Source organism: Gemmatimonas sp. (assembly GCF_031426495.1).
Classification (GTDB): domain Bacteria; phylum Gemmatimonadota; class Gemmatimonadetes; order Gemmatimonadales; family Gemmatimonadaceae; genus Gemmatimonas.
Genome location: NZ_JANPLK010000040.1, coordinates 124,737 through 149,840, shown reverse-complemented (window position 1 = coordinate 149,840; position 25,104 = coordinate 124,737). Strand labels below are relative to the sequence as shown.

18 protein-coding genes are annotated in these 25,104 nt (G+C 64.5%); 6 read left to right on the top strand and 12 right to left on the bottom strand.

What is annotated here, in order from left to right:
• Nucleotides 1-59: 59 nt before the first annotated feature.
• Nucleotides 60-308: a hypothetical protein gene (locus tag RMP10_RS10395; protein ID WP_310570230.1), complete on the top strand. Its 249-nt coding sequence runs from the start codon at nucleotides 60-62 to the stop codon at nucleotides 306-308.
• Nucleotides 309-337: 29 nt separating this feature from the next.
• On the opposite strand, the gene RMP10_RS10390 is transcribed toward RMP10_RS10395, so the two are convergent.
• On the bottom strand, nucleotides 338-1,948 hold the full coding sequence (locus RMP10_RS10390; RefSeq protein WP_310570229.1) for an ATP-binding protein: 1,611 nt from the start codon (nucleotides 1,946-1,948) through the stop codon (nucleotides 338-340).
• Between the two features lie 108 nt (nucleotides 1,949-2,056).
• Between RMP10_RS10390 and RMP10_RS10385 the strand changes: the two genes are divergently transcribed.
• A complete protein-coding gene (locus tag RMP10_RS10385; protein WP_310570228.1) occupies nucleotides 2,057-3,928 on the top strand; it encodes a heavy metal translocating P-type ATPase in 1,872 nt (623 codons plus the stop codon).
• Between the two features lie 175 nt (nucleotides 3,929-4,103).
• Here the strand turns inward: RMP10_RS10385 and RMP10_RS10380 are convergent, their stop codons facing one another.
• From RMP10_RS10380 to RMP10_RS10370, 3 genes are all read right to left on the bottom strand, one after another.
• Nucleotides 4,104-4,724 carry a PEP-CTERM sorting domain-containing protein gene (locus RMP10_RS10380; protein ID WP_310570227.1) on the bottom strand — a complete coding sequence of 207 codons (621 nt, stop codon included), beginning with the start codon at nucleotides 4,722-4,724 and terminating at the stop codon, nucleotides 4,104-4,106.
• A gap of 460 nt (nucleotides 4,725-5,184) precedes the next feature.
• On the bottom strand, nucleotides 5,185-6,378 hold the full coding sequence (locus RMP10_RS10375) for a GGDEF domain-containing protein (RefSeq protein WP_310570226.1): 1,194 nt from the start codon (nucleotides 6,376-6,378) through the stop codon (nucleotides 5,185-5,187).
• A gap of 107 nt (nucleotides 6,379-6,485) precedes the next feature.
• Nucleotides 6,486-8,276, bottom strand: coding sequence for an acyl-CoA dehydrogenase C-terminal domain-containing protein (locus tag RMP10_RS10370; protein WP_310570225.1), 1,791 nt, complete (start codon nucleotides 8,274-8,276; stop codon nucleotides 6,486-6,488).
• Nucleotides 8,277-8,485: 209 nt separating this feature from the next.
• Here RMP10_RS10370 and sppA point away from each other — a divergent pair, with 209 nt between their 5' ends.
• Nucleotides 8,486-10,399, top strand: a complete 1,914-nt coding sequence (sppA, locus tag RMP10_RS10365) for a signal peptide peptidase SppA (RefSeq protein ID WP_310570224.1) — start codon at nucleotides 8,486-8,488, stop codon at nucleotides 10,397-10,399.
• Here sppA and RMP10_RS10360 read toward each other — a convergent pair.
• The 4 genes from RMP10_RS10360 to RMP10_RS10345 all read right to left on the bottom strand — a co-directional run bounded on the left by RMP10_RS10360 (nucleotide 10,380) and on the right by RMP10_RS10345 (nucleotide 15,135).
• Nucleotides 10,380-11,636, bottom strand: coding sequence for an HD domain-containing phosphohydrolase (locus tag RMP10_RS10360; RefSeq protein WP_310570223.1), 1,257 nt, complete (start codon nucleotides 11,634-11,636; stop codon nucleotides 10,380-10,382). The two genes, sppA and RMP10_RS10360, sit on opposite strands and share 20 nt — an antisense overlap.
• Nucleotides 11,629-12,870 carry a response regulator gene (locus tag RMP10_RS10355; RefSeq protein WP_310570222.1) on the bottom strand — a complete coding sequence of 414 codons (1,242 nt, stop codon included), beginning with the start codon at nucleotides 12,868-12,870 and terminating at the stop codon, nucleotides 11,629-11,631. Before RMP10_RS10355 ends, RMP10_RS10360 begins: the two co-directional genes overlap by 8 nt.
• Complete coding sequence (locus tag RMP10_RS10350) at nucleotides 12,867-14,678, bottom strand: ATP-binding protein (RefSeq protein ID WP_310570221.1); 1,812 nt, start codon at nucleotides 14,676-14,678, stop codon at nucleotides 12,867-12,869. The genes RMP10_RS10355 and RMP10_RS10350 overlap by 4 nt, the downstream gene beginning before the upstream one ends.
• 130 nt (nucleotides 14,679-14,808) lie before the next feature.
• On the bottom strand, nucleotides 14,809-15,135 hold the full coding sequence (locus RMP10_RS10345) for a hypothetical protein (protein ID WP_310570220.1): 327 nt from the start codon (nucleotides 15,133-15,135) through the stop codon (nucleotides 14,809-14,811).
• Between the two features lie 111 nt (nucleotides 15,136-15,246).
• Here RMP10_RS10345 and RMP10_RS10340 point away from each other — a divergent pair, with 111 nt between their 5' ends.
• A complete protein-coding gene (locus RMP10_RS10340; protein WP_310570219.1) occupies nucleotides 15,247-16,287 on the top strand; it encodes a hypothetical protein in 1,041 nt (346 codons plus the stop codon).
• Nucleotides 16,288-16,310: 23 nt separating this feature from the next.
• On the opposite strand, the gene RMP10_RS10335 is transcribed toward RMP10_RS10340, so the two are convergent.
• A complete protein-coding gene (locus RMP10_RS10335; protein ID WP_310570218.1) occupies nucleotides 16,311-18,503 on the bottom strand; it encodes a TonB-dependent receptor in 2,193 nt (730 codons plus the stop codon).
• Between the two features lie 71 nt (nucleotides 18,504-18,574).
• Nucleotides 18,575-19,009, bottom strand: a complete 435-nt coding sequence (locus RMP10_RS10330) for a hypothetical protein (RefSeq protein ID WP_310570217.1) — start codon at nucleotides 19,007-19,009, stop codon at nucleotides 18,575-18,577.
• Between the two features lie 368 nt (nucleotides 19,010-19,377).
• Between RMP10_RS10330 and RMP10_RS10325 the strand changes: the two genes are divergently transcribed.
• On the top strand, nucleotides 19,378-20,811 hold the full coding sequence (locus RMP10_RS10325) for a rhodanese-like domain-containing protein (protein WP_310570216.1): 1,434 nt from the start codon (nucleotides 19,378-19,380) through the stop codon (nucleotides 20,809-20,811).
• Between the two features lie 209 nt (nucleotides 20,812-21,020).
• On the opposite strand, the gene RMP10_RS10320 is transcribed toward RMP10_RS10325, so the two are convergent.
• Nucleotides 21,021-21,545 carry a hypothetical protein gene (locus RMP10_RS10320; protein WP_310570215.1) on the bottom strand — a complete coding sequence of 175 codons (525 nt, stop codon included), beginning with the start codon at nucleotides 21,543-21,545 and terminating at the stop codon, nucleotides 21,021-21,023.
• A 161-nt stretch (nucleotides 21,546-21,706) separates the two neighbouring features.
• A complete protein-coding gene (locus tag RMP10_RS10315) occupies nucleotides 21,707-23,695 on the bottom strand; it encodes a M1 family metallopeptidase (protein WP_310570214.1) in 1,989 nt (662 codons plus the stop codon).
• Between the two features lie 114 nt (nucleotides 23,696-23,809).
• Here RMP10_RS10315 and argJ point away from each other — a divergent pair, with 114 nt between their 5' ends.
• Entirely contained in the window at nucleotides 23,810-24,988 is a 1,179-nt protein-coding gene (gene argJ / locus RMP10_RS10310; RefSeq protein WP_310570213.1) for a bifunctional glutamate N-acetyltransferase/amino-acid acetyltransferase ArgJ, read from the top strand.
• The last annotated feature ends 116 nt before the right edge of the window (nucleotides 24,989-25,104 follow it).

Sequence of the window (25,104 nt, the reverse complement as noted above, 5' to 3'; positions counted from 1 at the left end):
GCTTCCGCTCGCTGAAGTGTTCTTCTTCGCCGTTTGCGCTTTCCCGTCGGGGTGTCTTCATGAGTGTCGCGTACGATCCGAACAAGCAGGGCTGGGCTGCTGCTGCCGTGACCACGGTGGCCACGTTGGGGCTGCTGTTTACGGCCTACACGATCCACAAGAATACGTATCGGCATCCGCGCGACCCGATGAACTTCCAGGTGTATCACGCGGAAGACAATGCGAAGCACAGCACCGCTGCGACCCACGAGGCTGCTCCGGCGGTCGAAGGTGCCGCTGCTGCTCCCGCGGCCGAAGCCAAGCACTAAGACGGATCCTGTTTCGTTCGGGCGGCGTGTTACAGCGGCACCGTGAACCAGAACTCGCTGCCCTTGCCCACTTCGCTGTCGACGCCGATTTCGCCTCCGTGCGCCTCGACGATGCCCTTCGCGATGAACAATCCCAGTCCCGACCCCGCGCGCAGCAGGCGCGGCGCCTGCCAGTGACGTTCGAACAGTCGCGGCACGTCATCGGCTGACACGCCGGGACCGGTGTCGCGCACGCGAATCCGCACGCAGTGGTCATGACGTTCGGCGGTGAGCACGATCTCTCCACCGTGCGGCGTGAACCGAACGGCGTTGCCAAGCAGGTTGGACAACACCTGTTCCAGGCGATGACGGTCGGCCTGAATCGGCGGGAGGGTTTCGTCGATGTGACGCACGAAACGCAGCACGGCGTCCTCCATGACCGGCTCGAACATGTCGGCCGATTCCTTCACCAGTTCCGAGAGCAAGACGGGTCGGCGATCGACCCGAAGTCGTGCGTTGGCAATGCGTGAGACGTCCTGCAGATCCTGAATCAATCCATCGGCTTGACGGGCGGCACCGCGAATCGCCTCGATATCCTCACGCTCCATCAGCGGCCGCTCGTCGCCTGGCTCCCGGCCAAGCACCGCACCGGTCAACATCACGATTGCATTGACCGGGTTGCGCAGGTCGTGTGATACGATGGCCAGCATGTCATCGCGCTCTCGAACGGCGCGTCGGGATTCCTGGTACAGCCGCGCGTTCTCGAGCGCGAGCGCGGCGAGGCCGGCAAACTGGTCGGCCACGAGGACTTCGTCCATGTTGTGCGACGCACCAGGCCTCGTACGTACGAGATGTAACGCGCCGATCGCCCGTCCACCGGCGCGCAACGGCACGATCAATACCGCACTGGCACCAAGCGATTGCGCGTGCTCACGGGTGACTTTGTCGTGAAAATTCGCCGACAACCACGACGCGATATCGGTAATGCGCTGCGCTTCTGTCTCGTGGGCCACACGTCCGGCGCTGGCAGCGGGAAGATTCGCATCCAGTGTTTCGTACACGCGAGACACGAGCGCAGACGACTCGTCATGCCGCCTCGGATCCATGTGCGTGGCCGCCGCGCGCCGGATCTGTCCGTCGGCGGCAAGCAACTCGAGCAGACTCCAGTCGCCCAGCAGCGGCACGGGTAGTTCGGCAATCGTCGCCATCGTGGACTCCACGTCGAGCGATGCGGCGAGCACCCATCCCGCCGTCGCCAGCAGCTTCTGGCGTTCTTCGTTCTTTCGGCGATCGCTGACGTCGCGCAGGGTCACCATGAAGGTGCGCTCGCCTTCTATGGTCACGCGCGCGATCGACGCTTCCGCCGGAAACTGCTCGCCATCTCGGCGAAGTCCGGCGATTTCCCGCCGCTCCGCCATACGTCGGGATTCTGTGCCTCCCTCCGCAAAGCCTCGGATATGCCCACGGTGCACCGCGCGAGCCGCCATGGGGAGCAGCCGGTCCAGTCGCTGCCCGAGCATCTCGTCTTCCGTCCAACCGAAGATATGCTCCGCACCCTTGTTGAAGCGCACGATGCGGAAATTGTCATCGAGCGCGATAATGGCGTCGGCGGCGATGTCAACAATTGCCGCGAGCGCTGCATGCGAATGCGTGTCAGTCATACCACGAGAATAGCCTCGCGGACCGGTAACTTTCCAGCATCGGGCCGATTCCGTCCGGTTTAGGTTGTCGCACCATCTGTCGTTCGACTCCTTCACGCAAACCTGCTGATGCGCTGGACCTCGATTCCTCGATTACCGGCGGCGGCGCTGGTCTTCCTTGTCGCAGGGACGCTGACGCCAGTGGTGGCGAGCGCCGATCCGTGGCGGAACCGTGTCTGGTTCGCGGGTCTCCTACTCACGGGGATTCCCGTGGCGTGGCGGACCTTTGCCGGGTTGCTGCGCGGAGAGTTCGCCGCCGACGTGGTGGCGATGCTGGCGATCGCCGGCTCAATCCTGCTGGGGCAACCGTTAGCTGGTCTGGTGGTGGTGCTCATGCAAACCGGCGGGGAAGCGCTCGATGCGTATGCGGTGGCGCGTGCGTCGAGCGCCGTCGCATCGCTCGAGGCCGATGCGCCGCGAACGGCGCACCGGGTGGTGAAGGGACAGGTCCACGACATCGAGGCCATCGAGATCAAGCCGGGCGACGACCTGCTCGTGCGTCCTGGCGAACTGGTCCCCTGCGACGGCACGGTGGTCAGCGGGTCCTCCCACGTCGACACGTCTCGACTCACCGGCGAACCGATTCCCGTGCGCGCTGCCGCCGGCACGGCACTGCTCTCGGGCAGTGTGAATCAGGAAGGGGCGCTGTCGCTGCGCGCGGTGCGCACGTCGCAGGACAGTCAGTACGCCAGGATCGTGGATCTGGTACGCACCGCGCAGGCGTCCAAGAGTCCGTTACAGCGTACGGCCGACAAATGGGCGGTGTGGTTCACGCCACTCGCGCTCGCGGCGTGCGCCATGGCGTGGTTCGTGTCGCATGATTGGACCCGGGTGCTGGCGGTGCTCGTGGTGGCGACTCCCTGCCCGCTGATACTCGCGGCACCGGTGGCGATCATTGGTGGCATCAATCGCGCGGCGCGTCGCTCGATCATCGTGCGCAACGGTGGCGCCCTCGAAGCGCTGGCCTCGGTGAACTCGGCGGTCTTCGACAAGACCGGCACGCTCACCGTTGGCAAACCGCGCGTGCATCAGGTGGTCACCGACGACGGCGTCTCGGTGGAGTCGATGTTGGAGATCGCGGCGGCGGTCGAACAAGGCTCGGGACATTTGCTGGCCCGCGTCATTGTGGCCGAGGCCGAGTCACGGGGGGCGACGATGCGGATCGCGACCGAGCTGGTGGAAACCGCCGGCCGCGGTGTAACGGGTATGGTGAACGGTCGTTACGTGGCGGTGGGGTCACCCGACTTCGTGCGCGAGCGGGTGCCGTCGATGGCCGCACGACTCTCGGCCTTGGAAGTCGGCGCATCGGGGCTGCGCGCGTATGTGGCGACCGATGACAGCCACGGCGGCGTGCCGAACGGTCAGGTGCCGTCGGTGGCGCGTATCGAGTTTGCCGACGAACTGCGGGAAGAACTCGCGCCGATGTTCGCCGAGCTGGCGGCGCTCGGGATCAGCGACGCGTATCTGCTCTCGGGCGACACGACCGAGAACGTGGCGAAGATCGCGCGCGAAGTGGGGATCACGCAGTTCGAGGGCGATCTCACGGCCGAGGCCAAGGTGGCGCGCGTGGCGGCGTTGGAGGCGCGCGGTCGTCGGGTGGTCATGGTAGGCGACGGTACGAACGACGCGCCCTCGTTGACCACGGCGACGGTAGGGATCGCGCTGGCGGGACACGGCGGTGGGGTGGTGGCGGAAGCGGCCGATGTAGTGCTGCTCATTGATGATCCGCGGAGGGTACCGGAAGCGGTGCGGATCGGGCGGCGGTCATTGATGATCGCGAAGCAGTCGATCTTCGTGGGGCTGGGGCTGAGCTTGGTGGGAATGGGGTTTGCGGCGGCGGGGATGCTGACGCCGATCGCGGGGGCGCTCATTCAAGAAGCGATTGATGTGGCGGTGATTTTGAATGCGTTGAGAGCAGCGGGCGCGGGGAGAAACGGCTAACGGCGCTAGGAATCAACAGCGCTAGGAATTAGGGGCGCTAGTAATGAACGGCGGGGGATTTGGGCTGTGGGCTGTAGCCGGCCACGCTTGCAAACCTGAGTAACGCGCAAAAAACCACCGCCTCGACGACTGGCCGAGGCGGTGGTGTGTGAAGCTAGTGTAGCTAGTCGAGAGCTCAGGCGTTGTTGCGGCGACGACGGGCGAAGCCGAAGATGCCGAGCAGGCCCGACGCCATGAGGGCGTAGGTGGACGGCTCGGGGACGGAAGTGATCAGCGCGCCGCACGACTCACCAGTCTTGCAGGACTGCGTCGTCAGAATAGCGAAGTTAGAAATGCCGTTCTTATAATCGGTCTTGAGGGCTAGGCTATTGGTGCCCGTACTGCCAAAATCGAAGAGAAAGAATGCGGACACGTTGCCGTTTCCCGACTGGTTGTTCACATCGTCGAAATAGTTGCCCCAGTGCATACCGACCACGGTCCAACCTTTCATGGTATTCCCGAACGACGAGGTACCGTTCCAGCTCCCGACTTTGAGCACCGTGGACGAAGAGGAACTCCCAAGCTTCCCGAGCGCATTCTGCGCCTGAGAAGTCGGATTGTCGCCGGTGTCGAAGTCTATGGCGTTCTTGTCGTAGAAGCCCGCACACTTCGCAGCCGTGAAGCTCACGAAAATGTCCAGCTTGCACGGCGTCGCTGCTAGGGGACTGTTCAGGTCCCCGGGGAAGATGACCTGAGCCTGCGCCATCGTCGGCAAGGCAAAGGCAACCACGGCCGCTACTACAAGTTTCTTGAACATTGGTTTCGAGGCTTGGGAGTGAGCACAACGGTATTCAATGTCTTAAAGCGTTTCAATTCGCGTGCCGCGCGGCAGACGAACAGGCGCGACCTGAAAGAAGCCACGCTGCGTCAGCAAGCGCATACGCTGCAACGTTTTACGAATTCCTCAAAGATTGCGAGAACTTTGATGTTCACAGCGCCTCAGCAAAGCTGTAGCGCAAGAGCAACAATACGTGCGGTTCTACCACAGCAGACCGAGCCATCCAATATACCGTTCAAGACGCACCGCAGGCTGCGCGTTGCATTCTCAACCTTGCGTTCTCCCGCGTTCTTCTGCTCCTCACCATCGAAAAACACTATGGGGCACCTACACCGACAACAACACCTTCGACAAGGTCCTTCACGAACCACCAAAACCAACGCGGGCCCGGTCAATCGACCGGGCCCGCGTTGCATTACCTCCCGCTCAACCGGCCCAATCAGGCCGTTTTGAGCAAGAGGCTTTCCGCCACACACACCCGGTCCCGACCATTCTGCTTGGCCTTGTACAAAGCCTTGTCGGCACGCGCAATCCATTCATCCACCTCTTCGTGCGCTTCCAGCTGGGCCACGCCCACCGACGCGCCAATCGAGAACTCCATGGCCGGGTGCGGTGCCGGCATGGCCGCCACCTGCTCCTGCAGTCGACGCGCCAAGGTCTGCGCCATCTTCCAGTCGGTGTTGTGTAGAATCGCGGCGAACTCGTCGCCGCCGTACCGGCAGAGCACGTCGCTCTGACGAAGGAACACCCTCGCCAACGCACCGCCCAGATTCGCGATCGCGGCGTCACCGGCTTGATGCCCGTACATGTCGTTCACGAGCTTGAGCTTGTCGAGGTCGATCATGAGCAGCACCACCGGCTGACGGCCCAGGGCATACATCTGCACCGCGCGCGGTCCCATCATGTCGAACAGCTTGCGGTTGCCGATGCCGGTGAGCGGATCGGTCGTGCTCTCCTTGCGCGCCTCCTCGAGCTGCTTGCCCATGCGGTCGAGCTTCGTGGCGAGCGACACGTACTGCTCCTGCTGCTGATCACGACGCGTCTGTAGCGCACCCTCGATCGACAGCACCGCACCCAACACTTCCTGTTTGATCGACCCGGTCTGCAACCGCTTCAGGGCGTTCTTCGCCCGGTCCATCTGCGTTTCCGTCGACGCGTCGGTCGAATGGTCGATCTTCACCGCGTTGTGCACCGTCTCGACGCAGGCCCAGAGGGCCTCACGGAGTTCGGTGATCGACGAATCCATGTACTTGTGCTCTTCCCGGCGCTGCTCGGTCACCGCACGGACCACGCCGCCCCAATCGCGATCTGTCACGCCAAGCGTGCCCGCCCCTTCTTCCAAGGGATATCCCATCGTCGCGTGACGTTGCCATCGCGCGATTTCTTCCGCGCTCTTCTCCGCGGGTCGATCCGGGAGATCGATCGGATAGCGAGACAGCGCGGTCAGGACGCCCCCAAGGGCATCGAGCACCAGACCGAGACCGGCCTCGCTGCTCGGGGACGCGGGCGAGACGGAGACCTCCGTGCTGGAGCTGCCGGAGATCGCTTGCAGGGTTGGGGAGCCGGACGCGCCGTTCGAACTGCTTCGTTCGATCGAGGGGCGGGGCTCAGACACGAGCTTCTTGAAGAACATGAAGTGGGTGTGAGGTTGCCTTAACTATCGGCACGTCCCACCCAGGAGTTGAGTACCCGCCGTGGCACCGTTACACGGCGGGCACACGCATTACGCACAGCGCCCGCTCAGAACTCGTCGTCGGCGAACGCCATGATCGGCGCTGAACCCGCCTGAATCGCCGCCAGCAGCGTCGCCGCTTCCGGTAAAAGTCGACCGAAGTAGAACCGTGCCGTTTTCAGCTTGGCCTCGAGGAACCGCTTGTCTCCCTTCCCGGCCGCCAGCTGCTGCTGCGCCACGGTCGCCATGCGGAGCCACTGCCAGCCCACCGCGACGTATCCCATGAGGTGCAGATACTCCGTAGCGGCCGCACCCACTTCATCAGGATTTGCAAAGCCCTTCTCGGCCAGCAGCATCGTCGCCTTCTGGAGCTGATAGAGCGATCCGCCGAGCGCCTTCGCGAACTCCTCGAGCCCGTCTACCTGCGCCGCCGCGTCCACGTCGCCCTTCACCAGTTCGAAGAAGCGACGCACCAAGCGCCCGCCTTCCATTGGGAGCTTGCGACCCACCAAGTCGAGCGCCTGCACCGCGTTCGTGCCCTCGTAGATCTGCGCAATACGCGCATCACGCACGTACTGCTCGATGCCGTACTCCTTGATGTAGCCGTGCCCGCCGAGCGTCTGCAACGCGATGTTCGTGTTGTCGAAGCCCTTGTCGGTGAGGAAGGCCTTGATGACTGGGGTCATCAGCGCCACCAGATCTTCGGCTGCTTCCCGCACCGCCGCATCGGCGTGACGGTGCTCGAGATCGATGCGAATGCCCACCCAATACGCCAGCGACCGCATGCCTTCGTTGAACGCCTTGATGCGCAGCAAGCCTTTGCGCACATCGGGATGCACGAGGATCGAATCGGCCGGCCCTGAGGGATTCTTGGGGCCCGTGAGCGAGCGGCCCTGCAGGCGGTCTTTCGCGTACGAGAGCGCGTTCTGATACGCGACTTCGGAGAGTCCCAATCCCTGCAGGCCCACCGCCAGGCGCGCGCCGTTCATCATCACGAACATCGCCCGCATGCCCTTGTGCGGCTCGCCCACCATCCAGCCGGTGGCGTCCTCGAAGTTGAGCACGCACGTGGCCGAGGCCTTGATGCCCATCTTGTGTTCGATGGAGCCCACCGTGACACCATTCCGCGTGCCGGGCGTGCCGTCTTCCTTGGGCAGATACTTGGGCACCAGGAACAGCGAAATCCCCTTCGTGCCGCCAGGTGCGTCGGGCAGTTTGGCGAGCACCAGGTGCACGATGTTTTCCGTGAGGTCGTGATCGCCGGCCGAGATGAAGATCTTGCTGCCGGTAATCTTGTAGGCGCCGTCGCCGGCCGGAATCGCCTTCGTGCTGATGATGCCGAGGTCGGTGCCGCTATGCGCTTCGGTGAGGCACATCGTGCCGCCCCACGTGCCGTCGATCAGTTTGGGGAGGAAGCGATCCTTGAGCTCGTCCGAGCCGTGGCTGAGCAGCGCGCTCACCGCCCCATGCGTGAGTCCGGGATACATGCTGAACGAGAGGTTCGAGGAGCAGAGCATCTCCTCCATCACGAAGCGCACCGACTCAGGAAGCCCCTGTCCACCGTACTTCGCGTCGGCCGCCACACCGGTCCAGCCACCGGCCGCATACTGCGTGTACGCCTCCTTGAAGCCGCTCGGCGTGCGCACCTCGCCGTTCTCGTACTTCACCCCTTCCGTGTCGCCGCTCTGGTTGATGGGGAAGAGCACCTCCTCGCAGATCTTGGCGCCTTCAACGAGCACGGCGTCGATCATGTCGGGCGTCGCGTCCTCAAACCCAGGGAGCGCGGCCAACTGCGCGACATCGTGCACGTCATGCAGCAGAAAGCGAATATCGTCGAGTGGAGCCTTGTAGGCGGGCATGGACGGGCGTCCTCCGGGCGGGATAACAGCGGGGGTGACTTGCTCCCTTGGAAGCTGTGATGGAATCCGGACGCCGGCAAGCCCCAATTGCGACGCGACCGTCATGTTTTGAATGCACCGACTCGTCGGTATACCCTTCTGGAGCTTTTTCGACGCTGCGAACGTAGGAGCTACAGGCCACGCTCGCCGATACCTCTCGAGTCCGGACAATGATGAAGCAGTTTCTGACCGCCATCGCCGCCAACCTGCTCACGATCGCGATCTGCGTGGTGGGTGGCATCTTGCTGATCGTCGGCATCGCGGCCTCTGCCGGCTCGAAGGATCCGGTGAAGGTCGCCGATGGCTCGGTGCTCGTGATCGATCTGGATCGCGCGTTCTCCGACCGCCCCGCCGAAGCAAAGGCGGAGTCATTCCTCGATGACGCGCTCTCGGCCGGACGCGGTGACGCCATTCCACTGCGCGCCGCGACGATCGCCCTCAAAGCCGCCGCCGACGACGATCGCATCAGCGGCATCCTGTTGCGTGGATCCATCTCCGCCGACGGCTATGCCTCGGGTTTTGCGGCGCTGCGCGAGCTGCGCGCGGCGATCGCCAGCTTCCGGCAGTCGAAGAAGCCGGTGCACGCCTATCTCGTGAATCCGGATACGCGTGACTACTACCTGGCGTCGGCCGCCAGCGTGGTCACTCTCGATCCGTTCGGCTCGTTGCTCCTGCCCGGTCTCGCTTCGGAGCAGGTGTTCTTCACCGGCATGTTCGAGAAGTACGGCATCGGCATGCAGGTGAGTCGCGTGGGTCGCTTCAAGGCCGCGGTCGAGCCGTTCACGCGCACAGACATGAGTCCGGAGAATCGCCTGCAGACCGAATCGTATCTGGGCGACTTGTGGAGCGAAGTGAAACGCGGAGTGGCACAGAGTCGTGGTATCGACACGATTGCGTTGCAGACCATCGTGGACACGCAGGGCATCATTCTGCCGGCTGACGCCAAGGCCGCCAAGCTGGTTGATCGTGTCGCCTACTTCGACGATGTCCTCGACGATTTGCAGAAGCTCGCCTCGGCGGCGCGCTCGGCCGACGGGGGCAAGCAGAGCGCCAAGGACAGCATCCGCGCGGCCGAGATGGCCACCCTGCTCGATCGGCCCACGCTGCCGCAGATCACGCTGGGTAACTACGCGCCGCTCGCGGTGGCGAAGGATCGCAGTTTCAGCGCGAGTCAAACCATTGCCATTGTCTACGCTGAAGGCGACATCGTGGATGGCGAGGGTGGTGATGGCACGATCGGTGGGGCTTCGCTGTCACGCGAACTGCGTCGCGTGCGCAACGACGCCAAGGTGAAGGCCGTGGTGTTGCGCGTGAACAGCCCGGGCGGCAGTGCGATTGCCTCGGAGCAGATCCAGCGCGAACTCACGCTCATTCGCAAACAGAAGCCGATCGTGGTGTCGATGGGCACGGTGGCGGCGAGCGGTGGCTACTGGATCAGCACGGCGGCAGCCCGTGTGTTCGCACAGCCAAACACGATCACCGGCTCGATCGGCGTGTTCTCACTCGTGCCGAATATCAAGGCGCTGGCCAATCGCAATGGCGTGACCTTCGACACCGTAAAAACGGGACGCTACGCCGATCTGTTCTCCCTCGCGCGTCCGCGGTCCGAGGCCGAACTCGCGGTGCTGCAGCGTGGCACGGATGCCGTGTACGAGGCCTTCATCACGCGCGTGTCAACGGCGCGCAGACTTTCGTCCGATTCGGTGCGGGCGATTGCCGAAGGACGTGTGTGGTCGGGCGAAGACGCGATGCGCATCGGCCTCGTGGATTCGATCGGAGGGCTCGATGCTGCGCTCAAAAGTGCCGCCACGCTGGCCAAAATCACCGGCGACTACGATGTGCGTGAGTACCCGCGCGTGAAGAGCGCGACCGAGAAGCTAACGGATATGCTGGACCGCAACCCGACGCCGGTGGCAGCGGCGATCCGTGCTGCCTCGCCGGCAGGTGCCAACGCATTGCTGACGGGACGCGGCCCGGCCAGCGCACTGGCAAGGGACATCACGCGTGAGCTGGACGTGCTCCTGCGCTACAACGACCCGCGCGGCGTATACGCGCGGCTACCGTTCATCCTGCGGGTGCGTTGACGGCGGGTGCGTTGACGGCGGGTGCGCTGACGGCGGTTACGCGCGCTGGCGGGAGCACGCGCACAAGGCGCTCGCGCACGCTACCGGGGAAGAGACCGATCCGATCCAAGAGCGGCGCCGTGACTTCCTGGCCGCGCCCGATCAACACGATCCCGTTGGGCGCGACGATGTCTTCGGCGAAGATCAGGCCGACGGAAACGGAGCCGAGTCGCATCAGTGAGCCGGCAGCACTCGCCGCCGACGTTGGTGCGGCCGCTTCCTCCACCAAATCGCGCAGCATCGTGAGCAATACCGGATCATATCGCCCGCCTGATGCGCGCAGGGCCCGAAAGCGCGCGTTGAGCGAGACATCGCGCGATTCGAGTGCGTCGTAGTCATTAGCCAAGTGGAGAATGCGTGCGCCAACCGGGATCCTTGCACCGGCGATCCCGCGTTCCGGACTATGTGATCCGTCGTAGTGCGTGCGCTGAAAGCGCAGGATATCACGGACGGGTTCCAAACGCGGTATCGCGGCTACCAGATTCGCCGCAACCACGGGCAAGCGATCGATCTGTTGGCGCTCGCCAAGCGTGAGCATCGCGCCAGCGTGCAGCTTGGTGAGTACGGCCGAGGGAAGCGTAATCGCCCCCAGATCGGAGAGCAGCGCGGCCACCTCGACAGTCCACTCCTCCACGCCATCCACTTTTGCCGCCAGCATACTGGCCACGCGTCGCACACGCGCGCCGCGACTCAGCGCTTCCGGATGCACTAGCGCCAGAATATCCAGGCACAGCTTGATGGCTCCCTTAAGCGTACCGGAGAGCAGTTCGCGCTCGACGCGCAGGAGCCGATGCTGCTCCACCGCATCATCCAGGGCCGCCCGCAACTGATCGCGAGGACACGGTTTGAGCAAAAAGCGAAACACATTTCCGTCGTTTACCGCCGCCACTGCTGCCGAGAGATCGGCCTGACCCGTCAGCAACACCCTCGTGGTCTCGGGGCGCAGTTCGCGCGCCGCGCGCAGCACCGCCACGCCGTCCACATCGGGCATGCGCATGTCGGTCATGACCACAGCGAATGCCTCGTCGCTGCGCAGTCGGTCGATACCGGCTTGACCACCGACTGCCACAGCGACGTCGAATCGGTCGCGCAGCAGACGTCGCAACCCATCGAGAATCTGCGATTCGTCGTCGATGCACAGCAACCGCGGGAGCGGGACACGCGGCACGGAGGACAGCACTCGCCCCGACTCAGTCACGACTGCCTCCTTTCTGCAACGCCGTTACCGCGCGGCTCAGGAGTCGCTCGCGCGTGGGAACGTCACCCAGGATCACAAACAGTTCACTCTCCAGCATTTCAGCCGAAGCCTGGGCTATGCCGTCGGGCTTGTGCACCGCGTTGACGAGCTGCTCGGCAAATGCGACTTTCGCCGGAATCGTGGTCGATGCGCTGCGCCACGCGTCTGGCGAGTGGTGCATGCCCACGGCTTCCACCAGAGACCACGGCAACCCCCAAAGTCCGAGCAGGTAGGCACCGACGTCCGCGTGCGTCACACCGTGAAGTTCGGCCTCGGCCACGTGAAACGCGTCACCGCTTCGCTCCGCGTGAAGCATCGCGGTCATCAGCATGGTCGGCGCACGGCTGGCCAAGACCAGCATGCCGACATCGTGCAGCACTCCCGCCGTGAACAAGTCGCAGCGATCGGCCTGCGAGTCGCCCATGGCCTGGGCCACCGTACCGACCAGCATCGCATGTTGTTGCTCCTTCTCCGCCGACCACGACGGCCACGAGCAGGGAAAGGCGTGCGTGATTTCCTGCGAGATGATGAGTGCACGCAGGAGTTGAAAGCCGATCACGTTGATCGCTTGCTCAACTTTGGTGACGGCGCGGGCCACGCCGAAGTACGCTGAATTCACCAGTTGCAGCAGCTTGGCGGTGAGCGCCGCGTCGCCGGCGATCAATGTCGCCAGATCACCGAATGCCGCGCCGTCATTGACCGTCAGCTCCTGGATCTTCAGGAGAACTTTCGGTGTCGTCGGAAGCGAAGAGAGACATCCCGCCATCGCGCGCATGGCGGGATCGCGCAACAGACGGACCGCGCTCGTCGCTCGGCCCAACGCGGCAATGACCGCCTCCGCATCGCTTGGCTTCGACAAGTACTGATGCGCAACCTGGGTTGCGCGCGTGCCCGTGGCGGCATCCTCTTGCCCAGACAGGATCATGCGCACGGTGGCCGGCCACGACTGCGCGACGGTCTCGAGCAGGCTGATGCCGTCCATTCCCGGCATGCGCAAGTCAGTGATCACGATATCGGCCGGCTTCTCGGAGAGCTTGCGCAACGCGTCTTCACCGCCGCTGGCCGTGTCAATCTCCCAGCGATCGCGGACCCGGTACAAGGCACGACGCATCCCATCGAGCACGCGGAGTTCGTCATCAACGATCAGCACCTGAAGCGGCGCCGACGTCGTAGGCCCGAAAAGCTGGCTGATCACGCGGCGTCCTCGCTCAGGCGTCGTACATCCTGACGCGCCACGTCGAAACAGCCCTTGATCGGCAAGGTGATCGTGAAGGTGGTCCCGACCCCTTCGACTGAGTCACACGTGAGCTGACCACCATGCTTCTCCACCACCACTGTATGCGAGATCGCAAGACCCTGACCGGTACCGGTGCCCACCGGCTTCGTGGTGAAGAACGGATTGAAGATCTTGTCCCGGATTCGCTCCGGAATTCCGGTACCGGTATCGGAGATGATGATATGGACCTGTTCCCCGTCGGCGCGCGTCGTCACGCGCAACGTGCCTTGGCGCAGCGACGCCGCCATCGCCTGGGCCGCATTCACGATGATGTTCAGGAAAACCTGATTCAGCTCGCCGGGAAAGCAGCGAACCGGGGGTAACGTCGGATCGTAGTTCGTCTCCAGGACGGCGACGAACTTCCATTCATTCCTCGCCACCACGAGTGTATTTGCCAGCGCCGCGTTGATGTCCGCGTCCTCAGCGTCGGCGCCGCCCGGATGCGAGAAGGCTTTGATGCTGTGGACGATGCCGGCGATGCGTTGCATGCCCTCGATCGTCTGTTCGAATGCGCGTGGAACTTCGTCGGCAAGGTACGCTGCCGTTTCGGGCGTCATCTCGTTGCGGCGCTCGCCGGCGCCGGAGCGCTCGATCGTCGATCGATCCAGTCCATCGCGCGCATCGTCGAGTACCCACCGAATTTCGTTGAACACCTGCTGCAGGAACTGCACATTGTCGGACACGTATTGCGACGGCGTATTGATCTCGTGTGCGATTCCCGATGCGAGCTGTCCGATCGCTTCGAGCTTCTGCGACTGCTGTAGCTGACGCTCGAGCATGCGCCGCTGCGTGAGATCGAGCGCCACCGTTCCCACGGCGCCCTGTCCAGTGTTGGTGTTCACGGGAAAGGTGTACAACAGCCATTGCCGTTCGTCACCGTCCGGTGTCGTGAGGGTCTCCGTACGCTCGGCACATTGCCCGCGCCGCAGGACAAGCGCGCACTGCGCGGCGATCGCTTGCGCAAGCGGATCCGACATCGTCGATATCGATCGGCCTACGGCCTGCTGGACCGACACCTCAAAATGGATCCCGAACATGTTGTTCGCATACTCGAGGATGCCGTCCCGATCGAGCAGCACGGCAACCACCGGTGAGTGATCCATGAACGCCTGGAACCGTGTCTCACTCAACCGGCGCTGGTGCAGGGAAATGCGGAGGTCCAACTCTGCTGCGGCGGCGAACGCCAGATCGCCGAGGCTCTCGATCTCCGCCTCACTCCAGATGCGCGGTACCGTATCGATCGCACAGAGCGCCCCGAGCGTAATGCCGTCGGCCGTCGCCAGTGGCACACCGACATACGATTTGACCCACCAGCCCGGATCGGTATTGATCGCCCGGGCAATGTCGCTGCATCTCGTGTCAGGTATGATCAATGGCGCCGAGGATTCGACCACGTGACGGCAGATCGAATCCCGCAACAGTGTTTCGCGTGCGCCTTGCAACACGTTCTCGCGATCGGTCACGCCGGCAAACAGCTGGCGGTAGTCGTCAACCAGCGAAACGAGCGAGACCGGAACTCCCAGCAGGCGGCTGGCGGCGCGTGTGAGGCGGTCGAGCACGACACTCGTTGGCGCGTCCATCAGTTCCGTTGCCGCGAGCGCTTCCGTGCGCGAACGGAGGGACGACGTGGGTTCGAGCGCGTGAAAGGCGTTCGAGGTCATCAGCGTGGGGCCAGCGGCGCAGTACCAGTTTGTGCTCGGACAGGTCGCTGCATCAGATCGACCCACCGAGGTGCCTCCCCGTCGGCGAGGTGCTCACTGGAGAGTGTCGTCCCGCAAGATGGAATACTTCACACAGGTGACAAAAATGCCGCGCGATATCCGCGCGGCATCTTTCTCACCAATTTCGTCCCAGTCGCTACTCCGGCTTGTACGACTGAATCACGCGTACCCGCTCAGCCCAAAGCGCGCGTTCAGCGCGCGCCGAGGCGAGGGTTTCTTCAGCCTTCGTGATACAGGCCGGCAGTCCTTTCGCCGTTACGTCGCCCAGCGCCCACTCGGCGATCTGCTCCCGCGCGGACGCTTCACGTAAGCGCTGGTCGTAGCGCTCGGCATGCGGACGACTCCACATCGCGATTGGGCGATCATCGTCGATCCCGTAGAGGCTCCAGATGCCGTCGTGCACGGGGATGGAGTCGAGGAGAAAGCCGTCGAAATCCTCTGGAACGGTGGTCGTGGAATGCATAGCAGCGGGAAGGAGTGGGATGAGAAACCGGCGCGGATCATTCGTGCGGCATAACACTAACCCAACCGATCCGATCCAGAGTGCGGTTCCCGCGCTGGCTAGATTATCGGGATGATCTCTCTCGCTTCTGTTCGACGACTCGCGGCGCTTACTGGGGTGGCCGTGATGTCGTTATCGCTGGCTACCTCAGGACGCGCGCAGTCGGCGCCGACGTCGATGGGCACAAAGAAGACGCCCGCGCCGGCGAAGCAGACGCCCGACTCGGGCCCCAAGTATGCCTATCCGGCCACCGGCACCTCGGCAGCGGCCCGTGCCCTCGCGGGCAAGCCCGTCCCGGTATGGCCCGTACCCGGCCCCGCGCCGCTGCCAGGAAGCGTGCTCCCCGCCAAGCGTATCATCGCATACTACGGCAATCCGTTTTCGAAACGCATGGGTGTGCTGGGCGAATATCCGAAGCCCGAGATGCTCGCCATGCTCGACCGCGAAGTGGCGGCCTGGACGAAAGCCGATCCCTCCACCCGGGTGCAGCCGGCGCTGCACCTGATCACGACGGTGGCGCAGGGTGACGCCGGCAAGGATGGCAAGTACCGCATGCGCCACGGCGACGCGCTCACCGAGAAAGTGTACGGGTGGGCGAAGGAGCGAAACGCGCTGCTGTTTCTCGACGTGCAGGTTGGCTTGAGTACGATTCAGGAAGAACTGCCGCGCCTCGAGGCGTGGTTGTCGCGCCCCGACGTGCACTTCGGCATGGATCCCGAGTTCTCGATGAAGGACGGCACCAAGCCCGGCAAGAAGATCGGGAGCTACGACGCCGCCGACGTGAACTGGGTGATCGACTATCTCGCGAAGCTCGTCACCGATAAGAAGCTGCCGCCGAAGATTCTCGTGGTGCATCGCTTCACCAAGCCGATGCTGACCAACGCCACGAAGATCAAGCGCGATCCGCGCGTGCAAGTGGTGATGCATATGGACGGCTGGGGGCCGCCGAGCCTTAAGCGCGACTCGTACGCGGCGTATGTGTACGCCGAGCCAGTGCAGTTCGCGGGATTCAAACTGTTCTACAAGAACGACCGGCGTTCGGGGAGCACGCTGATGACGCCGCGCGATCTGCTCGCACTCACACCAAGACCGTTATACATCCAGTATCAGTGATGCAGGGGCACGGCGCGACGAGGCTACTCCGCCTGGATGCGCATCACGAAGGTGAGCCGGCGCGGCAGGCCCGGTTCGAAATACCGTGAGCGCGTCGCATTGATCACCACCGAGCCGGCGTAGCGACGATCGAACATGTTTTCGATCCCGACCGTCGGCTCGAGTCGTACATGCCCCACGCGCGGTGCGGTATAGCCCGCGCGCACGTTCAACGCCGCGTATCCCGCGGCGTACACGGAGCTGGCATCGTCGGCGCTCACGCGTGAGGACGCTGTCCCATCGACGGTGGTGAACCAGCCGGCGCGCCGGGCCGTGATGTACGCCTGCAGCAGGTGCGCCGGAATACCGGGAATGACCTTGCCGTCGTAGTTCGCCGCGCCCACGCGGTAGGTGTCGAACTCGAAACGCGACCACGTGTGCGCCACGCCGACATCGAACATCGAGGTGGACGCCGTGAGATTGGTTTCGACGCCTTGGCGCGAGGTGCGCCCGGCGTTCCGGAACGCACGCCGTCCCGGCTGATTGGGTACGTCGAACGGCACCAGTTCATCGCGTACGCTGGCACGAAACAGCGCCACGTCGGCGCGCAGCCGCGACCAGAGCACGCCCTGCACGCCAATCTCCGCCGTGCGCGTGCGCTGCGGATCGAGCAACGCATTCAGGCCGGCCGCGCCGTTGTCCTGATTCGTGAGTTCGGTGATGGTCGGCGTCTCGAAGGCCGTGCTCAGATTTGCGTAGACCGACATCAGGGGTCGGGCGCGCCACGAGATGCCGAGCATGGGGCTCACCGCGCTGAGCACGCGCTCACCGGAGTCGTCGAGATTGGTGGCCGTGATGAAGCGGTCACGCACCGCGAAGTTCACGCGGTCGTATCGCAGCGCCGCGCTGGCGAAGACGCGATGCGGCGCCTCCACTTCGGCGCGCACGTAGCCGCCAAGTCCGCCCACGCGCTCCTGCTGATTGAGACGAATCGCCCCGCGCTCAGTGCCCGGCTTCGGACAGAGCGTGGTGGCGGGCGCCGTCGCGGCCAGTGAGCTGCAGTTCTCGAAATTGCGTCGATCGTCAACTTGGCGTTGCGCGTCGATGCCCGCCCCGAGCCGCACGGGCCACGACCATTGCGTGGTGCGGAACGCACCGTGCAGCGATCCACCGGCGACATGCCGATCGACCGCCACGATGGCGAACGGCAGCGGATTGTCCAGCGTGCGGGCGCCCACGAAGAGCGACGCGTTGAGTGTGTTAGCTCCGTCGCCGCGTGCCGCCAGTAGGGAGAGCTGCGACTGCTGCACCGCTTTGCGCGAGCGACGCGTGATGTTGAGCGAGTCGGGGAGCCGCGGATCGCGCGCCAGCTCGGCCGCCGTGAGCGCCCCGGTATTCTCGGCACGCGGCGTGTCGTAGCGCGTGCCCTGCACTTCGAAGCGGGTCCCCCCCACCGTCGCCAGCGCACGGCCGAAGGCGCTGGTGGCATCGAGATGTGACCACTGCCGCGGACCATCGCCCGTGGTGCGCGTGACGGACCCGAGCCACGCGCCACCTTGAACGACACCCGTGGTATCGCGCCGGCTGCCCGAGGCGAGCACGGAGCCGCGCTGCAGGCCACCGCCATCCCACAGCCGGGCATCGATCGCGAAGGGACGTGCCGACGGCGCGCGCGAGCGGAAATCGATGACGCCGCCGGCCGCATTACCATATAGCGCGGCCGCCGTGCCTCGTACCACATCCACGCGCCCGACCGATTCGAGGTCGAGCCAGTCGAGCGGAGTCTGGCCATCGGGCAGCGTGAGCGGAATGCCGTCGCGCAGAATACGCACGCCGCGGACCCCGAAGGCCGACCGCGCGCCGAAGCCGCGAATGGCGATCCGTGGATCCTGCGACGGATTGGCCCGATCCTGCACCTGCACGCCGGGGAGACCGAGCAGCAGGTCGCCGACGCCGCTGCGACGCAGTGCCGGGCGGTCGTCGATGGCGGCGCGCGACCAGGCGAAGGGCAACTCGAGCGGCGAACGGGCGGCGTCCCGCGTGACGGTCACGCGAACGCGCTGCACGTCCTGCGCGCGCGTCACCCGTGCGCTGTCGGCCCTCCCGCTATCGACGGGTGGGCGCGATTGCGCGCGTGCCGGCGTTGCGGCGAGCGTGAGCACGGCAACGCCAAGGGCCGAGAACGGAGCGCAGCGGAGGATCCGGCGCGTCGACGAAAAGCGAGGTTCGATAGGCACGCTCCGATCTATCGCCCGCGACGGCGAATCGGAACCCGCGACAACGATTCCCGTGGGGCCGATTTCGGCGGCTACTTCGCGGGCTCGCGGCAGACCGGGCGGTGATCGTCCGGGCCTTCGTCGAACAACTCACCCGTCTTCTCGCAAATCACGCCGGTGGCGCTGTCCCGCACCGACACGAACCAGTGCGAGGCCGTGGCGTTCGACTTGACCACCGCCTGTTCGGCCGGCAGGCGCATCCCGCGGGCTTCGAGCTCGCGCCAGGTCGCGAAACGCTGATTCAACAGGCGGAATGTGGACTGTCGTTCGTGCACCCCTTTGAGCGTGCCGGACACGGCATCTTTGCTCTTGGTCACGCGCATGTTGCCTCGTACACGCACCGACGCCACGACGAGGACGACCAGCACGAATGCGACCACCAAACTGGTTACGATCTGACTGTCCTTGTCCGATTTCGCGGCCCCTTTGGTGAGCAGGCGCGGCCGGGTCGGCGCCTGGTCCAGCATGGCTCCCGCTCCCCCCACGCCGGAGGCAAGCCGCGACGCGGCAAGAGGCGACGTGGCACCTGGAGCTCGCGCTCCCGGGTACGCCGTCGCCACAGACGCCGGCGGCCGCGCTGACCACGTCATTGCAGCCTCTGCGGGGCGCAGCGGAGCGCGCGGGTCGGGCGCCGAGCCGATCGGTCGCTTCGCGGCCGTGAACTTCTCCGCAGAAAGCGTCGAGGGGCGGCGCGGGGGAGTCGAGGACATGGAACCATGGTATTCCATTGACGCGCGAGCAGGCATAGCGACATCGGCACCACCGTCACGATGCGGGAATTGTCTCAAACTTTTTGTGACAAGCCGCTTGGCCCAGTGCTCGGTATATTCCGGGCATGTTCTTTCGCGAATTGTATGATCACGCGCTGGCGCAGGCGAGCTACGTGATCGGATGCCAGGCCACCGGCGAAGCCATCGTGATCGATCCGCTTCGCGATCCCGCTCCCTATCGCGATGTGGCGCGCGCTGAAGGGCTGCGCATCACGCACATTACCGAAACGCATATCCACGCCGACTTCGTGTCCGGCGCCCGCGAGCTCCGCGCCGCGACTGGCGGGCGCCTGTACCTGTCGGCAGAAGGCGGCCCGGAATGGCAGTACGCTTTCGCCGCGCAGGATGATGCGGTGCTGCTGCACGACGGCGACACGATCATGGTGGGCAACATTCAGCTCGATGTCCTGCACACCCCCGGACACACGCCTGAACATCTCGCGTTCGTGGTGACCGATCGTCCACGAGGTGCCGGTCCGATGGGGATTCTGACCGGCGACTTCGTGTTCGTGGGCGATGTCGGGCGGCCTGACCTGCTGGAACGGGCGGCCGGAATCGCTGACACGATGGAGGCGGGAGCACGAACGCTCTTCCGGTCGCTGCAGCGGTTCCGGGCGCTTCCTGATCATTTGCAGGTGTGGCCCGGACACGGCGCCGGATCCGCCTGCGGGAAGGCATTGGGCGCGGTGCCGTCGTCCACGGTCGGTTACGAGAAGCTGTCGAACTGGGGTGTGGCTGAGGCGGACGAGGCGGCGTTCGTGGCCGCCGTGCTCGACGGGCAACCCGAGCCGCCGCGGTATTTCGCGGTGATGAAGCGCATCAACCGGGAAGGCCCGCCAGTGCTGGGCCGGTCGCCGGCCGCGCCGCGGTTGGCCTCGAACGACGTGGTGGTTGCGACGTCGAGCCGCAGCCGGTGGATGCTCGACTTGCGACCGGCCAGCGAATACGCCGACGGCGCGATCGACGGCAGTGTGTCGCTACCCTACTCCAAGAGCTTCAGCACCTGGGCGGGATCGATCATTCCGGTGACGGACGAAATCGTGCTGATGTCGGACGGGGAGAGCGACGCCGTGTCGTGGGCGGTTCGCGATCTCTCGCGCATCGGTTTTGATCGGATCGTTGGCTGGGTTGATGCGCGCGAGGCCTTGGCCGCCGCTCGCGACGCGGGCCAAGCAGTGCACCGCATCCCGCAGACATCGGTCACGGACGTCCCGTCGCAACGGGCCGATGGCGCGGCGACCGTCATCGACGTGCGAGGCCGCACGGAGTGGGACGCCGGCCATATCGATGGTGCTCTCCACGTGCCGCTGGGCGACCTGCGTCAACGCCTCGACGAGCTCCCCGCCACGCCGCTGCTCGTGCACTGCCAGTCCGGCGTGCGGTCCGCAGTGGCGACCAGCCTCCTCCACCGTCTCGGTCGACAGGACGCGGTGAATATCCGCGGCGGCTTCGCGGCGTGGATCGCGGCCGGGTTGCCGACAGCGGGACGAAACGAATGACGCTGAGCTGACGCAACGCGCGTACTATCGCCTTGCTGGTCAGCTTGACCGGCTCCGTTGCGGCACCGACCGACACCGGGATCGCGCTTCTGTGTGTTGGTTGTGTAAGTCGACTGTGTGAATTGCTGCAATGCATTGAGCCGCCCCGGATCCCGGAAGCGGCTCTTTGCGTGTCGTCGTCGGCTTGGCCCCAGCGGGGCAATCCCAGGTCAGTCGAGCAGCGAAAGGCGTTGCGCGATCACGTCGGCCGCCACGGCGCGCTGAGCACTCGTGCCGACCCGGATGACATCCACGCACGCCAGCAGATGATGCAGCCGGACATCCCGGGTTGCCACCTTGGTGACCCCATTGAAGAGCGGCACCAGCGTTTCGCCACGCACCACGCCTCCCTCCATGGGCCACACCAGCGCCTTCATCGCCGACCCGTTTCCGAACAGGGCGGAGAGCTCGGGATGCGAACCGGCGGTCGGCATGCCCAGCCGCTCCGGACCATGCACCGGCGGAAACGCATAGCGTACTCCGTGCACGAGGAACTCACGACAGGCGCTGCGATTCACGGTACGACTGGAGGGTTCGCAGAGCCCGGCATGCTGGAGTCTGGCCACGGACCGGTGCGCCGCACTCGTGCTGGTGGCCAGCGCGTTGGCCAGCGGCTCATAGCGGTCCTCCGGCACCAGCAGCAGGCGAAGGGCCACAGCGACGTCAAACGGACGGAGTGAAGGCTGGGTTGGCATGTGTGACGATAACCCCATTCCCGATTCTGTACAGGACTGGTCCCACTCACTCCGTCCCTATGTGATAGCGTTTGAACCCACACAATCGGTAGTTCGCCACGCTTTTATAACGTCTCAGCAAATACAAGTTAAAGCGATCTTAATGTGCGCGCCTGAGTACGTCACGGCGTAACGCGCGTCTTGCCCCAACGGTTGTTGTTGCGATCCACGTCGAGCAGACGCTGTTCGGGGTCCAGCTCGATCTGCGCGAGCTGCTTTTTCACGAACGCATACTCACGCCCATATTGTCGCGAGTTCGTACTCCAGACTTCCGCCGGATACACATAGTCCTGCGTGGTGCCATCAGTGAACGTGAAGCGGGCCCGCACCGGCAAGACACCGCGTTCACGATTGCCATACAACACGCCGACAAAGGTGGTGTCGCCTTTCGTGCGCGTGATCACACTGTCCACGCTCTGGTCGAATCGCGCATTCTCGACGAACCACTGACGCCAGAACCAATCGAGACGACGGCCGCTGACGTCCTCCATGGTGCGGAAGAAGTCGGCCGGCGTGGGATGTTTGTAGGCCCACCGACCGATGTAGGTGCGGAAGGCATCGTCGAACGCGTCCGAGCCGAGGATCTCCTCGCGCAGCAGCTGCAGTCCCACGCTTGGCTTCACGTACGCCGCTTCGCCCAGCAGTGCCGGACTGATGCGATCGGGATTGATATCCACCGGCTTGTCGACCCCCTGCACCATGAACGACTCCACCATGCGCCGTTCTTCGGCCGCGCGCGCGAGCTGATCGCCGCGCTCCGGATAACGGCGCCCTTCGGAGAAGGTATTGATGAAGGTGTTGAAGCCTTCGTCCTGCCACATGTACGTCCGTTCGTTGCTGCCCACGATCATGGGGAACCACATGTGGCCGATCTCGTGGGTAACCACATTATACAGGTCGTAGATGTCGTTGCTGATGTTCTCCATCGCGATCATCGGATACTCCATGCCGCTGATCGGTCCTTCCACCGCGGAGATGTGCGGCCAGGGATACTGGAACCAGCGCTCCGAGTACTCGATGATGGACATGCGCGCCTGGTCGGCGGCGTCATGCCAATTCACTGCGGCCGCGGGGCGATAGTAGGCGTACGCCATAATCCCCTTCCAGCTCGACGCGTCCCACTGGAATTCGGGGGACGCCGCCCATACGGCATCGCGCACGTTCTTTGCGCTGAAACGCCAGGTCATCGTGCCACTGGTGCGCGGGCGCGCCGTGCCCTTGGCCAGTTCGTCAGCGGTGATGAGACGAATCACGGTGTCCGACTTCGCGGCCAACGTATGACGCGCGATCTGCGTGGGGGTGAGCACCTCGCGCGCGTTCTGCAGCGAGCCGGTCGCCGCCACGATGTATCCGGACGGCACGGTGATGGCCAGGTTGTAGTCACCGTAATCGAGATAGAACTCGCCCTGTCCGAGGTACGGCTCGATGTTCCATCCACGCACGTCGTCGTACACCGCGGCCCGAGGGAACCACTGCGCGATCTCGTACAGCGCGCCGTCACGACCCATGCGATCGGCACCATGTTCCGGCACGGGAAACGTCCACGCCATATCCAGCACGGCGGTGCGACCCGGAGCCAACGGCTCGGCAAACTCGACTTTCATCATCGTCTCGTTCAATCGACGGGCGAGCGGCATCCGCTTCGATGCCCCGCCCTTCGCCGCCACGAGCTGATCGAGCTTCGAAAACGTGTATCCACCCTCGAAACCGCGGGCTCCGAATCGGGACTCTTCGGGGAAGATGTACGAGTTGAGCGACTTGGCTCGGAACGCATTCTGTTCGACCTGCAGCCACATGAAGCGCAGCGTGTCGGGCGACCGGTTCGTGTAGCGCAGGGTGAGTTCCCCCTTCACGGTCTTGGCGGCCGTATCGAGTGTGGCGGCCAAGGTGTAGTCGGCGCGGTTCTGCCAGTACTTCGCGCCAGGGGCGCCGCTGCCGCTACGAAACGCATTGGGGGTGGGCAGCACGAGCGGCGCGAAGACCGACGTATCGGACACGGCACGCGACCGTGCGGTGCCGGCCGGCGCCGACTGCGCGTGGGCCACCGTGGCGACGACGGCGAGCAGTGTCGTCAGGGTTGCCGCACCAAGGGGTACGAGCCGACGCGCCATCGAACCGCGCGGCTGAGGAACAGGGCATGTGAACATGCGGACGCGGAGCGAGGGGAAAGGGCGGGTCCCGAGGTGCTGGCTACGTCGTACCCCGGAATCATAGTAGCTTTCGAGATGTCCTCCGCTATCACGTTTCATGCGACCCCGGTGTTTCCACGCGGCTTTCGCTGCGCCAGCCGCAATGTCGGCCTCAAGCCGTCGGCTCGCGATCTGACGTTGTTCGCCAGTGATGTCGACGCCGCCGCCGCCGCCGTGTTTACCCGCAATCATTTTCCCGGCGCGCCAATCATCCTTGGCCGCGAAACGATCAAGGGCGGTATGCTGCGGGCGATCATCGCGAACAGCAAGGTGAGCAATGTCGCGACGGGCACGCGCGGCGTGGAGAACGCGCGACGGATGGCCGTGGCGGCCGCGGCCGAGCTGGGAACGACTTCGGAACGCGTGTTGGTGAGCTCGACCGGTGTGATCGGCGTGCAGTTGCCGATCGAGACGATCGAGCTGGGCGTGGTCGGCATGACGTCCGATCTGCAGGACGATCCCATGGTGGGCGCCGAGGGCATCATGACGACGGACACGCATCCGAAAGCGCTGTCGGCATCGATCGGCAACGCCACGATCACCTGGGTGGCGAAGGGGTCCGGCATGATCGAGCCGAACATGGCCACGATGCTGTCGTACATCTTCACCGACGCGGCGATTGACGCGCCGACACTGGATCGACTCCTGCGCGTCGCGGTGGCGCCGACGTTCAACATGCTGTCGGTCGACACCGATACGAGCACGTCCGACACCTGCGCGATCTTGGCCAACGGCTTGGCCGGCGCGGTTGACGAAGCGGATTTCCTCGCGGTCCTTACGGCCGGCTGCCGTCGCATGACGGAGATTCTGGCGCGTGACGGCGAGGGCGCCGAGCATCTGGTCCGCGTGACGGTGCGAGGTGCCCTGAACGACACGGAAGCGCATGTGGTCGCGAAGTCCATCCTGAATTCGCCGCTGGTGAAGACGATGGTGCACGGCGCCGATCCGAACGTCGGCCGCTTGCTGATGGCGGTCGGCAAGTGCTTCGATTGCACGATCCGTCCGGTAACGACGGATGCATGGATCAACGGCTTTCAGGTGGTCGGCCACGGCGAGCGGCTGGCCTTCGACGACGCGGTGGTACGGGAGACGTTGTCGCGCGAAGTCGTGGATCTGTCGGTGTCGCTGGGCGTCGGTGACGGCGAGGCGATCGCGTACGGTTGCGACTTGACTAAGGGCTACGTGGACGAGAACGCGTCTTATTACAGCAGTTGAGCGGCAAACCGCCAACAGCAACGGCAACAGCCTGAACACGGAGTCCACCGATTGCACCGATGACACAGATAAGCCAAGAGCGCTATTCGTTTATCTGTGACATCTGCGGAATCGGT

What these genes read in the sequence shown, in the direction of transcription:
- argJ (WP_310570213.1), top strand. Translation starts at nt 23,810, where the DNA reads ATGTCCTCCGCTATCACGTTTCATGCGACCCCGGTGTTTCCACGCGGC.
- RMP10_RS10340 (WP_310570219.1), top strand. Translation starts at nt 15,247, where the DNA reads ATGATCTCTCTCGCTTCTGTTCGACGACTCGCGGCGCTTACTGGGGTG.
- RMP10_RS10390 (WP_310570229.1), bottom strand. Translation starts at nt 1,948, where the DNA reads ATGACTGACACGCATTCGCATGCAGCGCTCGCGGCAATTGTTGACATC.
- RMP10_RS10320 (WP_310570215.1), bottom strand. Translation starts at nt 21,545, where the DNA reads ATGCCAACCCAGCCTTCACTCCGTCCGTTTGACGTCGCTGTGGCCCTT.
- RMP10_RS10380 (WP_310570227.1), bottom strand. Translation starts at nt 4,724, where the DNA reads ATGTTCAAGAAACTTGTAGTAGCGGCCGTGGTTGCCTTTGCCTTGCCG.
- RMP10_RS10315 (WP_310570214.1), bottom strand. Translation starts at nt 23,695, where the DNA reads ATGGCGCGTCGGCTCGTACCCCTTGGTGCGGCAACCCTGACGACACTG.
- RMP10_RS10395 (WP_310570230.1), top strand. Translation starts at nt 60, where the DNA reads ATGAGTGTCGCGTACGATCCGAACAAGCAGGGCTGGGCTGCTGCTGCC.
- RMP10_RS10370 (WP_310570225.1), bottom strand. Translation starts at nt 8,276, where the DNA reads ATGCCCGCCTACAAGGCTCCACTCGACGATATTCGCTTTCTGCTGCAT.
- RMP10_RS10375 (WP_310570226.1), bottom strand. Translation starts at nt 6,378, where the DNA reads ATGTTCTTCAAGAAGCTCGTGTCTGAGCCCCGCCCCTCGATCGAACGA.
- RMP10_RS10345 (WP_310570220.1), bottom strand. Translation starts at nt 15,135, where the DNA reads ATGCATTCCACGACCACCGTTCCAGAGGATTTCGACGGCTTTCTCCTC.
- sppA (WP_310570224.1), top strand. Translation starts at nt 8,486, where the DNA reads ATGATGAAGCAGTTTCTGACCGCCATCGCCGCCAACCTGCTCACGATC.
- RMP10_RS10385 (WP_310570228.1), top strand. Translation starts at nt 2,057, where the DNA reads ATGCGCTGGACCTCGATTCCTCGATTACCGGCGGCGGCGCTGGTCTTC.
- RMP10_RS10330 (WP_310570217.1), bottom strand. Translation starts at nt 19,009, where the DNA reads ATGCTGGACCAGGCGCCGACCCGGCCGCGCCTGCTCACCAAAGGGGCC.
- RMP10_RS10325 (WP_310570216.1), top strand. Translation starts at nt 19,378, where the DNA reads ATGTTCTTTCGCGAATTGTATGATCACGCGCTGGCGCAGGCGAGCTAC.